The 15,084-nt window shown below is 45.9% G+C and carries 15 protein-coding genes; 3 read left to right on the forward strand and 12 right to left on the reverse strand.

Annotated features, from left to right (window positions below):
- The first annotated feature begins 31 nt into the window (after positions 1-31).
- Positions 32-457 (forward strand): universal stress protein, encoded by a 426-nt coding sequence (locus ICN41_RS00695; protein ID WP_216290897.1) that lies wholly within the window; start codon positions 32-34, stop codon positions 455-457.
- A gap of 9 nt (positions 458-466) precedes the next feature.
- Positions 467-703, forward strand: coding sequence for a hypothetical protein (locus ICN41_RS00700; protein ID WP_216290898.1), 237 nt, complete (start codon positions 467-469; stop codon positions 701-703).
- On the opposite strand, the gene arsB is transcribed toward ICN41_RS00700, so the two are convergent.
- From arsB to scpB, 11 genes are all read right to left on the reverse strand, one after another.
- The gene (gene arsB, locus ICN41_RS00705; protein WP_216290899.1) at positions 691-1,734 is read right to left on the reverse strand and encodes an ACR3 family arsenite efflux transporter; all 1,044 of its coding nucleotides are present in this window, start codon (positions 1,732-1,734) and stop codon (positions 691-693) included. The two genes, ICN41_RS00700 and arsB, sit on opposite strands and share 13 nt — an antisense overlap.
- Positions 1,731-2,216, reverse strand: a complete 486-nt coding sequence (locus tag ICN41_RS00710) for an arsenate reductase ArsC (protein WP_216291366.1) — start codon at positions 2,214-2,216, stop codon at positions 1,731-1,733. Before ICN41_RS00710 ends, arsB begins: the two co-directional genes overlap by 4 nt.
- Complete coding sequence (locus ICN41_RS00715) at positions 2,213-2,536, reverse strand: helix-turn-helix transcriptional regulator (RefSeq protein ID WP_216290900.1); 324 nt, start codon at positions 2,534-2,536, stop codon at positions 2,213-2,215. The genes ICN41_RS00710 and ICN41_RS00715 overlap by 4 nt, the downstream gene beginning before the upstream one ends.
- A gap of 119 nt (positions 2,537-2,655) precedes the next feature.
- Entirely contained in the window at positions 2,656-4,473 is a 1,818-nt protein-coding gene (gene typA / locus ICN41_RS00720; RefSeq protein ID WP_216290901.1) for a translational GTPase TypA, read from the reverse strand.
- Between the two features lie 34 nt (positions 4,474-4,507).
- Positions 4,508-5,419 carry a tRNA pseudouridine(55) synthase TruB gene (gene truB / locus ICN41_RS00725; RefSeq protein WP_216290902.1) on the reverse strand — a complete coding sequence of 304 codons (912 nt, stop codon included), beginning with the start codon at positions 5,417-5,419 and terminating at the stop codon, positions 4,508-4,510.
- Positions 5,420-5,424: 5 nt separating this feature from the next.
- On the reverse strand, positions 5,425-5,793 hold the full coding sequence (gene rbfA / locus ICN41_RS00730; RefSeq protein ID WP_215322622.1) for a 30S ribosome-binding factor RbfA: 369 nt from the start codon (positions 5,791-5,793) through the stop codon (positions 5,425-5,427).
- 11 nt (positions 5,794-5,804) lie between these two features.
- The gene (gene infB, locus ICN41_RS00735) at positions 5,805-8,564 is read right to left on the reverse strand and encodes a translation initiation factor IF-2 (protein ID WP_216290903.1); all 2,760 of its coding nucleotides are present in this window, start codon (positions 8,562-8,564) and stop codon (positions 5,805-5,807) included.
- A gap of 13 nt (positions 8,565-8,577) precedes the next feature.
- On the reverse strand, positions 8,578-10,059 hold the full coding sequence (gene nusA, locus ICN41_RS00740; protein WP_216290904.1) for a transcription termination factor NusA: 1,482 nt from the start codon (positions 10,057-10,059) through the stop codon (positions 8,578-8,580).
- Positions 10,056-10,547, reverse strand: a complete 492-nt coding sequence (rimP, locus tag ICN41_RS00745) for a ribosome maturation factor RimP (RefSeq protein ID WP_216290905.1) — start codon at positions 10,545-10,547, stop codon at positions 10,056-10,058. The genes nusA and rimP overlap by 4 nt, the downstream gene beginning before the upstream one ends.
- A 173-nt stretch (positions 10,548-10,720) precedes the next feature.
- Positions 10,721-12,469 carry a 23S rRNA pseudouridine(2605) synthase RluB gene (gene rluB / locus ICN41_RS00750; RefSeq protein WP_216290906.1) on the reverse strand — a complete coding sequence of 583 codons (1,749 nt, stop codon included), beginning with the start codon at positions 12,467-12,469 and terminating at the stop codon, positions 10,721-10,723.
- Positions 12,470-12,475: 6 nt separating this feature from the next.
- Entirely contained in the window at positions 12,476-13,219 is a 744-nt protein-coding gene (scpB, locus tag ICN41_RS00755; protein ID WP_216290907.1) for an SMC-Scp complex subunit ScpB, read from the reverse strand.
- Positions 13,220-13,411: 192 nt separating this feature from the next.
- Between scpB and ICN41_RS00760 the strand changes: the two genes are divergently transcribed.
- Positions 13,412-14,326: a patatin-like phospholipase family protein gene (locus ICN41_RS00760; protein ID WP_216290908.1), complete on the forward strand. Its 915-nt coding sequence runs from the start codon at positions 13,412-13,414 to the stop codon at positions 14,324-14,326.
- Positions 14,327-14,350: 24 nt separating this feature from the next.
- On the opposite strand, the gene ICN41_RS00765 is transcribed toward ICN41_RS00760, so the two are convergent.
- Complete coding sequence (locus tag ICN41_RS00765) at positions 14,351-15,013, reverse strand: C40 family peptidase (RefSeq protein WP_255537831.1); 663 nt, start codon at positions 15,011-15,013, stop codon at positions 14,351-14,353.
- Between the last annotated feature and the right edge of the window lie 71 nt (positions 15,014-15,084).

Genomic DNA, 15,084 nt, shown 5'->3' on the forward strand with positions numbered 1-15,084 from the left:
TTTTACTAACTCCTATTAGAAAAGGCTTTATATGAAAATATTACTTCCAGTAGATGGCTCAAAATCATCTCTTAATGCAGCGAAGTACGTAGTAAAGTTGGTCAAAGATCTGCGTAGCAAGTGCACTGTAACCTTAGTGAGTATTCATGACGATATTGGTCTGGGTCACGTTAAACAATTTGTCGCCAATAGTGTGATCGACGATTATTTACGCGAAGTCAGCGAAAAAGATTTAAAGACTGCTCAAAAAGCCTTGGATGTAGCTGGCGTGAAACACAATATGGTCATTAAGCGCGGCAATGTAGCCCAAGAAATTCTCAGTCTTGCTAACAAAGAAAAATTTGATTTAATTGTGATGGGCTCAAAAGGCAGATCTGGATTACTGGATACCTTAATGGGATCAGTCGCTCAAAAGGTCAGTGCAGGCGCAAAACAACCTGTATTACTGATCAAATAAGATCTACCCGTGAGCATATTACTGCTTTTATTTGCCCCAGGCATTTTTGCGATTATCTGGCTTATCAGAATGCAAATTTGCCTGGCAAGAGTACGCTACCTAGTAGACACCTATGGCTTGAGTCGTAAAAAATTACGCTCCTTGAAATGTAAGGAAGTAAAGCAACTCCGTGCCAAACTAGATCAACTGCAATCCGATGAAGATACGAATGGAGTAGAAAACTTAGTTCGACCTTATCGGGCGTAATAGCGCTCTTTAAACCAAAGAGCAATTGTCACCAGCCCAATCATAATGGGAACCTCTACTAGAGGCCCTATCACCGCAGCAAAGGCTGCCCCCGAATTAATCCCAAACACAGCAATTGCCACTGCAATCGCTAGTTCAAAGTTATTGCTTGAGGCTGTGAACGATAAAGTACAGCAACGCTTGTAATCGATACCCAATTGGTTCGTGACCCAGAAAGTCAGCAGGAACATGACTAAGAAGAAAATCAATAATGGAAGAGCAATGGTCAGCACATCCATTGGCAAACTTAATATCAGACTTCCCTTTAGGCTAAACATCACCACAATAGTAAAAAGCAGTGAGAGTAAGGTGATCTTGCCAATACGCGGAACAAAATGCTCGTGGTACCACTCTTTAGTAACGCGCTTGAGCATCAGCATGCGTGTCAAGATGCCTGCAATACAAGGAACACCCAAATAGATAAAGACACTTTGAGCAATTTCACTCATGCTGACACTGACATTGGATCCTGCTAAACCAAAATATGGCGGAAGTACTGTTAAGAAAATGTAGGCGTAGACACTAAAAAATAGTACTTGAAAGAGCGCATTAAAGGCTACCAAGCCAGCAGCATATTCTGTTGATCCCTTAGCCAAATCATTCCAGACAATAACCATTGCTATACAAGGTGCGATGCCAATGAGGATTAGGCCAGCCATGTACTCTGGTTGAGTAGGTACAAAAATAATAGCTAAAAGGAACATTAGTATAGGAGCGATGATCCAATTCATCAAAAAGGAGATGGTGAAGATACGCTTATCTTTAAAGACATCAGGCAAATCTTCATAACGTACTTTTGCAAACGGGGGATACATCATCAATATCAATCCCACCGCAATGGGAATATTGGTTGTACCCACTTGAAAAGAATTGATGAAGCCATCAATGCCGGGAAAGAAAAAACCTAAGCCAATACCAAAGGCCATGGCAGCGAAAATCCAAACCGTTAAGTAACGATCTAGAAAAGAGAGTTTTTTAGATGATGAGCTCATGACTGTGTATGAATCGCTTTCAGACTCATTGAGTCAAGCTTATCTAGAGGCATCGAAGCCAGAATATCTATACGTTTTTTCAAGCCATTCATAACCTCGTTAAAGGCTGCCTTCTTTTCAAGCTCTGTGCCTTGTACCTGCGATGGATCTGGGAAGCCCCAATGAGCCGTTGTCGGCTGACCCGGCCAAAATGGGCATTGTTCACCGGCCGCATTATCACAAACGGTAATGATGAAATCCATTTTGGGAGCATCAGACTTTACATACACATCCCAACTCTTTGATTTGAGCAGCGCTATGTCTAGACCTAGCTCTTTAGCAATTTGCACTGCATAGGGATTCACACTAGTGCCAGGAGTAGAGCCAGCAGAAAAACCCCTCAGCTTTCCACTCGGATGCGTAGAGGCTAAGGCCTCACCAATGATCGAGCGCGCAGAATTATGGGTGCACAAAAAGAGAATGTTGTATTGCTTCATATTTATTTTACTTTCTTGATCGTTTTTACGGGAGTACATACCACTCCTCCACAACAGTTCTCTAGCAAAAATCCACTGAGCTCCTCAACTAGTCCCGCATTGGGTCGGTAAATGAGATTTCGACTTTGCCGCTCGACCAACAGTAGATCGGCCTGTACTAACTCTTTTAAATGAAAGCTCAGTGTGGCATTCGGTATGCCCAGTTTTTCAATAATTTGACCCGGGGTTAAACCCAAATCACCCTTCTGCACAATGAGGCGGAAGATATTTAAGCGGGATTCTTGGCCCAGAGCCAAAAAGGCTTGAACTGCAATAGAATTTTTCATATTTCCAATTATATAGAAATATATGACAATCGTGTTACAAACTATTGAGAGCTAGTATGTTAATAGAGAAAAAGCCACCCGTAGGTGGCTTTTATTAAGCAACAAGGTCCTGCAAACAATTACTCGCGGGAAGCCTTCTTACGATCATGCTCCTTGAGGTGGCGCTTACGAATACGAACACTCTTTGGTGTTACCTCTACCAATTCGTCATCACTAATAAATTCAACCGCATACTCTAAGGTCAAATCAATCGGTGTTACTAAACGAACTGCTTCGTCAGTACCAGAAGAGCGCACGTTGGTTAACTGCTTACCCTTGATTGGATTGACAACTAAGTCGTTATCGCGACTATGAATACCAATGACCATACCTTCATATACTGGATCGCCATGTTTTACGAACATACGACCACGATCTTGGAGTTTCCAAATAGCGTAAGCAACTGCTTCACCATCATCTTGGCTAATCAGCACGCCATTATGACGCTCGCCTAAGATGCCATCTTTAGCAGGAGCATAAGCATCAAATGTATGACTCATCAAACCATTTCCACGGGTCATCGTCATAAAGTCGCCCTGGAAACCAATCAGGCCTCGCGCAGGAATACGATATTCAAGACGTGTGCGGCCTTTGCCGTCGCTGACCATATCTTGGAGTTCGCCTTTACGCTTACCCAAATCTTCCATCACGGCGCCTTGAGTTGCATCTTCTACGTCTACTGTTAAGTTTTCGTATGGCTCCATCTTTACGCCATTCTCTTCATGGAAAACAACACGCGGACGAGAAACTGCCATCTCATAGCCCTCACGACGCATAGTTTCAACCAAAATGGTGAGATGCAACTCTCCGCGACCTGATACTTCGAATACAGTATCGTCATCCGTCTCACGCACACGCAAAGCCATATTGGCCTTGAGCTCACGGTCAAGACGCTCACGGATCTGACGGCTCGTTACAAATTTACCTTCACGACCTGCTAATGGGCTCGTGTTCACCATAAAGTTCATGGTTAAAGTAGGCTCATCAATCTTGAGCATTGGCAATGGATCTGGTTTATCAACAGCACATACTGTTGTGCCAATCGCTAGGTCTTCAATACCGTTAATCAAAGCAATATCACCAGCAACTGCTTCATCAACGATTTCGCGCTCAAGACCTTTAAATTTCAATACCTGGTTGATGCGGCCCTTAAATGGGACGCCTTCAGGACCGTTCATACATAGCACTTCCATGCCAGATTTAACGCGACCACGGCTAATGCGGCCAACACCAATTTTGCCCACATAACTGTTGTAATCAATGGAAGAAATTTGGAACTGTAAAGGACCATCTGGATCATCATCACGCACTGGGACATATTTCAATACGGCATCAAACAGCGGACGCATATCACCCTCGCGCACATCTTCCGTTGTACCTGCATAGCCATTTAAACCAGATGCATAAATGATTGGGAAGTCCAACTGCTCTTCTGTAGCGCCAAGCTTGTCAAACAATTCAAAGGTTGCATTGATTACGTAGTCGCAACGTGCACCTGGACGATCAACCTTATTAATCACCACAATTGGCTTTAATCCTAAGGCGAGTGCTTTCTTAGTAACGAAGCGGGTCTGAGGCATTGGACCTTCAACAGCGTCCACCAAGAGTAATACGCCATCAACCATGGAGAGAACGCGTTCTACCTCACCACCGAAGTCTGCGTGTCCTGGGGTATCAACAATATTGATGTGAGTACCATCGTATTCCACTGCACAGTTTTTAGACAAAATAGTAATACCGCGTTCTTTTTCCAAATCATTGGAGTCCATAACGCGTTCAGTCATTTTTTCATTTGAACGGAATGTTCCCGATTGGCGGAGAAGTTGGTCAACCAAGGTGGTTTTACCGTGGTCAACGTGGGCGATGATGGCAATGTTACGTAGTGCGCGTTTAGTCATGTGAAGCTTCTAAAGTTAAGGATCAGTAAAAAGGTTAATGAGCCTGCGAAATTAAACGCTTGGGATGTAATACTCCCGAACGCCAATCTGCAGTACCAATAAAGTTATGGGGTGCAGCAGTAGCGCGGTAAATACGAACCAGCGCTTCAATAGAAGGTAAATTGAGTGGGACACGTTGACCCATCTCAAGTCGTTTTGCTTGTTGCTCATCCACTGTTAAATGTGGCAAGGTCTGCAATAAAGCATCAACCGGCAAGATATAACTGGCGCTATCTTTGAGACCCTGCTGAATGGATTCGATAGTAAAAGACTGTTCAAGGCTTAAGTGCCCTACTTCTGTCCGACGCAATCCAACCAAATGTGCACCACAAGCTAAGGCAGTACCAAGATCTTCTGCAAGAACTCGAATATAAGTACCCTTGCTGCAACTGACTTCTAAAGTCGCTTCTGGCCATTGAATATCAGTCCAACGAATGCGATGAATAGTGATGTCTCGGGGTGAGCGCTCTAACTCAACACCTGCGCGAGCATATTCATATAAAGGCTTGCCATCACGCTTGAGCGCTGAATACATTGGCGGTACTTGAGAAATAGCTCCTGTAAATTTTGGCAGCAATGCATCTAGCGCCTGCTTGAGTTCAGCTTCATTGGCAAATGTAGGCAAGGTATACGTTTCGATAACTTGACCTTCAGCATCGCCTGTATCGGTACGCGCGCCAAATTGGACTCTAGCGACGTAAGTCTTATCAGCTTCTAATAAATCTTGAGAATACTTTGTGGCTTCCCCAAGACAAATGGGCAATAAGCCAGTGGCCATTGGATCTAAAGTACCAGTATGGCCAGCTTTATCGGCATTAAAAGCACGCTTAACAGCGGTAACTGCACCTTGTGAGCTCATTCCAGCGGGTTTATCTAGCAACACTACGCCATCGATCCGTATAGACATATGAATTACTTGGTCTCGTCTTTATGATCGCTCTCTACCGCTTGATCGATCAATCGAGACATTTCTATGCCATGCTCAACTGAGCTGTCATAGTGAAAATGCAAAGTCGGCACAGTGTGAATATGCAAACGCTTAAACAACAAAGAATGCAAATAACCTGCCTTCTCTTGCAATGCTTTGAGAGCATGTTCTGGCTCGGCACCTAAAACAGTAAAAAATACTTTGGCATGCGCCAAGTCAGGCGTGAGCTCAATACTTTGAAGCGTAATCAAGCCTAAGCTTGGGCTACGCAGCTCGCGGGGAATCAGTTCGGCCAGGTCTCGCTGAATTTGATCAGCAAGACGCTGGTTACGATGCGGACTAGATTTATGCATAGTGCTTAGGCTTAAAGTGAACGCGCAACTTCAGTCACTTCAAATACTTCAAGTTGATCGCCCTCTTTAATGTCGTTATAGCCTTTTAGTGAGAGACCACATTCAACACCAGCACGAACTTCTTTAGCATCATCCTTAAAGCGCTTGAGCGAATCCAATTCGCCTGACCAAATAACCACGTTATCACGCAAGAGACGAACGCTTGAAGTACGTTTAACGATACCGTCAACCACCAAACAACCTGCAATCGCGCCAACCTTAGATACCAGGAAGACTTGACGAATCTCAACCATACCGGTGATTTCTTCTTTCTTATCTGGAGTCAACATGCCGCTCAATGCAAGCTTCACTTCATCAACTGCGTCATAAATAATGTTGTGATAACGAATATCGACGCCATTGTTCTCAGCCAACTTACGTGCTGCAGCATCTGCACGAGAGTTAAAGCCGATGATGACTGCTTTAGAAGCAACCGCTAAGTTCACGTCAGTTTCAGTAATGCCACCAACTGCAGCGTGCACGATTTGAACTTTAACTTCTGGAGTAGAAAGTTTCATCAACGATTGTGACAGTGCCTCTTGGGAGCCCTGTACGTCTGCCTTAATGATCAATGGCAACAACTTCGCTTCAACTGCACCCTCTTCCATGTTTTCCATCATGGTTTCAAGCTTGAATGCCTGTTGTTTTGCCAACTTCACATCGCGGAACTTACCTTGACGGAATAGTGCAATCTCACGCGCTTTACGCTCATCAGGAACCACCTGAACAGACTCACCTGCTGCAGGCACTTCAGATAAACCTTGAATTTCCACTGGAATGGACGGGCCCGCTTCAGAGCATGGCTTGCCATTCTCATCCAACATCGCACGAACACGGCCAAAAGTAGAACCTGCAAGCAACATATCGCCGCGCTTGAGGGTGCCGGATTGAACGAGTACCGTTGCAACAGGACCCTTACCTTTATCCAAGCGAGCCTCAATCACTAGACCTTGTGCTGGTGCATCTTTTGGTGCCTTAAGTTCTAAAATTTCTGCTTGTAACAAGACGTTCTCAAGCAAGGCATCAATACCCTCGCCTGTTTTTGCAGAAACTGGGATGAATGGCACATCACCACCATATTCTTCTGGAACAACTTGCTCCGCAACTAACTCTGTCTTCACGCGCTCAGAATTCGCTTCAGGTTTATCAATCTTATTGATAGCCACAACCAAAGGAACGCCAGCAGCAATCGCATGGTGAATCGCTTCTTTTGTTTGCGGCATGACACCATCATCTGCAGCAACTACCAGAATCACAATATCAGTTGCCTTAGCACCACGAGCACGCATTGCCGTAAACGCTTCGTGGCCTGGGGTATCTAAGAAGGTAATCATTCCGCGCGGTGTTTCCACATGGTAAGCACCGATGTGTTGAGTAATACCGCCAGCTTCGCCAGAGGCTACTTTTGCTAAGCGGATCTTATCCAGTAGGGATGTTTTACCGTGGTCAACGTGACCCATCACGGTCACTACAGGCGGACGTGGCAACAATTCAGCATCATGACCGTCGGTACCAAGATCTAAATCGGGATCATCCAGTTTTGCAGCAAGGGCTTTATGACCCATTTCTTCAACGATGATCATCGCTGTATCTTGATCAAGCACTTGGTTGATCGTTACCATCTGACCCATACCCATCAAAAGCTTAATCACTTCTGCACTCTTCACTGCCATGGCATGCGCTAACTCTGCAACCGTAATCGTTTCAGGAACATGCACATCGCGAACTACAGGCTCGGTAGGAACCTGGAAGTTGGTATCCACATTGGCTTCAGCAATTTGACGTTGCTTCTTACGGCCGCCGCCAGAGCGCCAACCGCCAACACCACCAGAAGTATCGCCACGCGTTTTTAGGCCGCCAGGTTTCTTAGCACCTTCTTCTTGCCACGTAGATGAAGTCTCTGAAGACTTAATCGTTTTGCCGCCAACTTTCGCCGGAGCTTTCTTCTTATCCTCTGCACCCTCTGCTTTAGCAGGCTTATGCAAAGTACCTTTTTTGGCTTCTTCAGCTGTAATCTCACTTGGCGCCTTAAGAATACGAGCGGGAGCACTCATCATGTCGCGAATCGCCAAAGCTTCCGCTTCAGCTGCTGCACGACGGACTCGTATGTCAGCCAACTCTTTCTCTTTGCTTGCTGCTAAATCTTTGGCAGCCTTTTCAGACTTCGCCTTTTTCTCAGCAGCTTGCTCTAATGCAGCCGGAGCAGCATCAATAGGCTCAACTTCCTTTTCAACAACAGATGAAGCAGCTTCTTTTTGACGCGCTTCTTCAGCAGCCTTCATTTCTGCTTCTTGGCGTGCTAGTAATTCAGCTTGTCGAGTCGCTTCAGCTGCACGCTTCTCTAATTCTTCTGCAGAGAGAATCGGTTTTGCAGGTGCGGCAGGAGCAGCTGCTTTTACAGGCGCCTCTTCAACTACTGGAGCTTTATCTCCCGCTTTGACCAGCACACGCTTTTTACGAACCTCAACTTGTACGGTGCGCGTGCGTCCTGCGGAATCCGCTTGACGAATTTCAGAGCTCTCACGCTTAATCAATGTGATTTTTTTGCGAGCACCTGCTTCAGCATTGCCATGAGCTTTTTGCAAATGCTCAAGTAATACCGTTTTATCCTTCTCGGTAATGCTGTCGTCCTCAGAACCTTTATCGATCCCAGCTGCCTTCAATTGCTCCAAGAGGTCAACTGCGGTTCGTTTAAGTTCCTTAGCGAGTACTTTTACTGTTGTTGTTGCCATGCACTACTTCCTCTCATGAAGTAAACCAATGTTCGCGCGCTTTCATGATGAGCGTTTTCGCAGTTTCTTCGTCAATTTGTGTCGCCTCAACCAGCTCATCAACAGCCAGTTCAGCTAAGTCGTCACGGGTATGAACTTGATTGTCAGCAAGCTTAGCAATTAATTCGGTCGTCATTCCTTCTAGGGAACGTAAGTCCTGTGACACTTCGCCGATACGCTCTTCTTTTGCCAACTCCATCGTCAACAAAGAATCACGTGCGCGAGTACGTAATTCGTTTACGGTATCTTCATCAAATGAGTCGATCTCTAACATTTCTGAAAGTGGAACGTATGCCACTTCTTCCAGAGTATTGAAACCCTCTTCAATCAGGATATCTGCAACTTCTTGGTCAACGTCTAATTTATCCATAAACAATTGACGTACAGAAGAAGCTTCTTTTTCTGTTTTCTCAGCTGACTCTTCAGGAGTCATGATGTTGATCTGCCAACCAGTCAAATCACTAGCCAAACGGACGTTTTGTCCGCTGCGACCAATGGCGATTGCCAAGTTTTCTTCATCAACCACAACGTCCATTGCATGACGCTCTTCATCAACCACGATTGAAGAAACCTGAGCTGGAGCTAATGCGCCAATGACAAACTGTGCTGGATCTTCTGACCACAACACAATATCCACTGCCTCACCAGCAACTTCATTACGTACAGCAGTAACGCGAGTTCCACGTACACCTACACAAGTACCGATTGGGTCAATGCGCTTGTCATAAGTAACAACAGCAATCTTTGCACGAATACCAGGATCACGAGCAGCACCTTTAATCTCTAAAAGGCCCTGCTCCATTTCTGGAACTTCATTCTCAAATAATTTAATCAAGAAATCAGGGCATGTGCGGGATAATTCAATTTGTGGACCACGCGCTTCACGATCCACTTTCAGAATATAAGCGCGGACACGATCGCCTGAACGCAAGTTCTCTTTAGGAATCATTTGGTCGCGGCGCAATAAAGCTTCAACACGACCAGATTCAATAATCAAACCATTCTTATCGGCACGTTTGACGGTACCTGTCATGACCTTTTCGCCACGCTCTAAGTAGTCATTCAAAATTTGCTCGCGCTCTGCATCACGAATGCGTTGCAAGATTACTTGCTTAGCAGCTTGAGCGCCAATACGGCCAAAGGCAAGAGATTCAATTTGCTCTTCGATGTAGTCCCCAACTTCCATCTCAGGAATTTGTTCTTGGGCTTCAAAATGCAGGATCTCTTTATCAGGCTCCTGGAGACCGGCCTCATTAGGCACAACCAACCAGCGACGGAAGGTTTCGTATTCGCCAGACTCGCGATCGATCGATACACGAATATCAACATCTTCTGTTGCATAACGTTTCTTAGTGGCTGAGGCTAATGCTAACTCTAGCGCCTCAAACACGATTGCTTGATCAACGTTCTTTTCACGCGCTAAGGCGTCTGCCAACATGAGAACTTCTCGACTCATGACTTTCTTCCTTTGAAATCAATAACAGGGACCAACCGAGTCTTATCGACCTCGGCTAAAGAAAACTCCAACTGAGAGGGCTGGCCATCAGCACCCTCAAATACCAAACCAAATTTCGCATCAGGTGAATTCAATTCACCACTCAGCAAGCCTTGCAATACACCACGAAAATTCTTACGAGCTCCAACAGCAACGCGTAATTTCAAATCCACTTCCATTCCAGTAAAGCGCTCAAAATCGATTGCTGTTTTGACTGGACGATCTAAGCCGGGGGAAGAAATTTCCAGACGTTCGAAAGGAATATTCTCTACTGGCAAGGTATAGCTCAATTGATGGCTTACCTTTTCGCAATCTAAAACTGTAATCAAACGCTCATAATCTGGGTTTTCAATCGTGACACGCAGCAAACCTCCGGCTTCACGCTCGATATCTACCAGCGTGTAACCCAAGTTTTCCAGCTCTGCAGAAATAACCTGCTGATCCTTCACGACTACCCTTCATGCCAAATTGGCAAAAAAAAATGGGCTTCAAAGCCCATATTCTCGAAATTCAGAACAGGCCGACTTACGTTGATCGCAACATCAGTCGGTAACAACAAAACTTTGCAGATATCTGCAATAAGAGCGAAATTATAGCCTATTTAGCAGAAAACCGATACAAATCAGAAGCTTTCGCCCGGGTTGCGCGGTTTTCTTGGTCCTTTATTGAAGGGTTTGCGCCCTTTTGGTGCGCTACGTTTAGGTCCATTTCCAGGAGATTGGGGGTTACCAGTCACAAAAGCAGACTGGCCATGGTGAACTTTGCCGCCTTTACTGCGGTTTTGGCCTTGGCCACCCTGACCGCCTTGGCCAGGTCTACCGCCCTGGGTTCGCCCACGGAAAGGCCCGCGCCCTTCTCCAGAACCGCCGCCGCCAGGTTTACCGCCTCTACCCTGATGCGTTAAGCCATTATGACCGCTGGCAAGGGTTAAGGCATCGCGTGAGCCCCAATAAGAAACTGAGGTTTGCATTGGATCCGGCTGGAAATCAACACCCGCTGGATTGCGATCACGACCCTGTGAATTTGGATTACGACCTTTATCTTGTGGTTGCGGCATCTTCAAGCCGGCAAACTTCATCAGGTTATAGATACCACCTGCCTCAACTTCTTCCCATTTACCGCGTCTTAAGCGTGGAGGTAATAAGAAAATGCCATAACGAGTTCGAATCAAACGAGAAACTGTGTGGCCGACTGCCTCAAACATGCGGCGCACTTCTCGGTTGCGTCCTTCAGTCAGTGCAACGTGGTACCAACGATTTGCACCGTCACCACCACCCATAGATAAACGTAAGAATTTAGCCTGCCCATCATCTAACTGAATACCGGTTTTCAGTTGAGCAGTATTTTCTTGACTTAACTCGCCCAAAATACGGACAGCATATTCACGCTCTACTCCGTAGCGTGGATGCATTAATCGATTTGCCAACTCACCTGAAGTTGTAAACAGCAACAAACCTTCAGTATTAAAGTCCAAACGACCAACCGCAATCCAACGTCCTTGACGTGGCTTAGGAAGGCGATCAAAAACAGTTGGGCGCCCCTCTGGATCAGATTGACTCACAATCTCACCTGATGGTTTGTGATACAAAATGACGCGCGGTGGCTTTGTTTGTATCTTGCGATGCACTGGCTTACCATTGATACGCACTTGATCTGTAGGTCCAATACGCTGACCAATGTGGGCTGGCAATCCATTAACTGATACGCGACCCTGAATAATCAGATCTTCCATATCGCGGCGCGAGCCCATGCCCACATCCGCTAATACTTTATGTAATTTGACAGTGTCTTCGTCGTCCGCTTCATCATCCAAGCCATCGAGATCAGACCACACCTCATCACGTAAACTGAGAGGCAATTCATCTACGTTTGCAAATTGCAAACTACTCATCTCTTCTTCAGTAGGCCCATCTGAATCTTCGTCTTCACGAGAACCCTGTGCGCGTTGTGCGCGACGCTCTGCCCCGGTTTGATGAGAAATTGCTTGCTCATCAAGGCCCTCTGGACTTTTCACTTCCAAAGCCTCTGGTGCGTCTAGTGCAGCATCAAACTCACCAGACACTACCGAAGCAAACAAAGCTTCAATGTCAGCAGGACTGGGCGCTAACTTCGCAGATTGATTACCGCCACCTTCTCTAGGCCCATTAGGTGAATCACCCTCACGGCGGGGCTTGTCTTTATTAAAGGGGCGCTTCTTATTAAAAGGATGCTTACCAGTGCCTGGACGACGTGGACGGCGTTCACCACGGTCGTTACCAGTGCGGCCCTCAGCCTTAGCTCCACCCTCGGAGAATGGCGCGCTATCAGTATTTGTGGGGGCTGCCGATGAATTAACTACCGGAGATGAATCGTTTTCGTTTGAGCTTGTCATTAATAATTATTTTGCTTCGTCTGACTTTTCACCAGACTCTGGAGTAACTTCTTCTACTGCTTCGCTTACATCATCAGTGATTTCAACTGAGATTGTTTCTGTAACTTCTATTACCTCTTCTATTACTTCTTCTGTTACTACCTCTGTCACTTCACCCTCATTGATCACAACTGTTTCTACTGTTGCATCAGGATCAAATTCCATTACTGCCTGACCCAATTGTTCTGCAGCTGCCATTGGAGCTGCGTCTTCCAAAATCGGCAGGCTTTGCAAATTGGTCAAACTCAGGTCATCTAAAAATTGTTTTGTGGTTGCATATAAACCTGGACGGCCGATCGTTTCTTTATGGCCAATTACTTCAACCCAACCTCGATCTTCTAACTGCTTCATTACGTTACTACTAACAGCTACACCGCGAATTTCTTCAATCTCTCCGCGGGTCACGGGCTGACGATACGCAATGATCGCCAAGGTTTCCATCACGGCACGTGAATATTTTGGCGGTTTTTCTGGTGTTAAGCGATCTAAATACTCACGCATGGATAAACGACTTTGGAAACGCCAGCCGGTTGCAATATGAACCAACTCCATTCCCTTGTCATCCCAAGCACCCTGAATTTCCACTAAGGCCTCATCAATATCAGCAGTCGAAATGTCTTCAATAAATAAACGTGACAGATCAGCAACTGTGAGTGGCTCCTGCGCGCACAGGAGGGCTGTTTCAATTACGCGCTTGTTGTGATCATCCATAAAAGTCGGGCTACCAGGAATAATCCTGATGAAGCTTTAAAAAATGTATTTCAGTAATGGGTTTTAGGTGTTCTTTGGCTACTACGGTCCACTTATCTCAAAACCGCTTATTAGAAGATATGTCCGCACTCAAACGAAGTCCTTTTCGTTCACCGTGGGCCCATTATAAGGTAGGCTCAATACAATAGCCAAATGTATGAATTTCTAGATAAACTCCCTGCCGCTCCAGTCACTTCTCAAGCAAGACGCCGCTCTTTAGGTCTTGGCATTGGATTGGGCGCCCTCATTGGGGCTGGTGGTTTGAGCTCTTGTAGCCTTTTTAGCACCCGCAAACCGGTTATTGGTCTGGCATTAGGGGCTGGGGCTGCACGTGGCTTTGCCCATGTGGGTGTAATTAAAGCCCTGGAATCCCAAGGAATCAGGCCCGATCTTGTGGTTGGTAGTAGCGCCGGCAGCGTCATCGCAGCCCTCCTGGCTTCTGGCGCCACAGGAAATGAAATCAATCGCCTTGCCCTTAATCTGGATGAAGCCACGATTGCCGACTGGGGTCTTCCCTTTGCTGGTCGCTTTGGTGGTCTCATTAAAGGGGATGCATTACAAAACATGGTGAACCGCGAAGTACAAAATAAATCCATTGAGCAAATGCGGATCCCACTAGGTATTGTTGCCACCGACCTGCAATCGGGCAAAGGAATCTTGTTTCGATCTGGCAATACTGGTCTTGCAGTACGCGCATCATGCAGTGTTCCTGGCGTATTCCAGCCAGCTGTAATCAGCGGCAAAGAATATGTAGATGGTGGCCTAGTTGCTCCAGTACCCGTTAGTTATGCAAGACAGATGGGGGCAACGCTGGTGATTGCCGTCAATATTTCTTCTGAACCCGTTCATCAAGATGCGAGTGGTACTTTAGGAGTGCTTCAGCAAACGATCTCCATCATGCAGCGAAGCATTAATCAGTACGAATTAAAAAGTGCAGATGTCATCATTCAACCCCATCTCTTGCAAATGGGCGGCAGTGATTTCCGCTCGAGAAATGCCGCCATCCTGGCTGGTGAAGTAGCAGCACAAGAGCAAATGGCTTTAATTAAAGAGAAGCTCAAGGCCTGAGCAGCAAGGCTGATGCCTATTGGCTTATAGGCTGCGTGATTTACGCTTGAGGTTTTTCACTTCATTGAGAAGCTCTTGACGTTCAGCATCGTTTAGATTGTCACTGCCATCCAAACGACGTGCGCCATCAAAGCGCTTATCCCAATACAAACTTCCCAGGTCGTCCACACGAACACTGGTTCCCTTAGAGGGTGAGTGAATAAATTTGTTATCGCCAACATAAATTCCAACGTGCGAAAAAGTCAGTCGCATCGTATTGAAGAAAACCAGATCGCCAGGCTGCAACTCATCTCGATTAATCGGTTTGCCAACCCTACTCATCTGAGTAGATTTACGTGGCAATAAAAATCCGAGCTTATCTTTAAATACGTAACCAACAAAGCTACTGCCATCTAAACCGGACTGAGGTAACTCAGCATCCCAGCGATAGCGCACTCCAATCACTTCCATTGCCCGATTAATCAATTCGTCCGATTTTCCAGAAACGGTATCGACCAAGCGATCAGAAACTCTTGAGATATACGTTTTACCTGCCTGAAACATGCTCTCTTTTGGAGTCGCTAACTCAGGCGTTGACTCTGCCACCGTATCAGCCGCTTGCGCATTCATGGCAAAGGCTAAATACATAGCAAAGCCTAAGCGAAGGAAAGAGCCTCGCTTTATCAGGGGTGTGTTTTTCAACGACATTTATTCAGTTTAACAAAGAATGAGTGATTACCCAACTTTAGACATTACGCTCAAACCATTGTTTTTATTGA

It is taken from the genome of Polynucleobacter sp. 15G-AUS-farblos (assembly GCF_018882445.1).
In the GTDB taxonomy this organism is placed as follows: Bacteria; Pseudomonadota; Gammaproteobacteria; order Burkholderiales; family Burkholderiaceae; genus Polynucleobacter.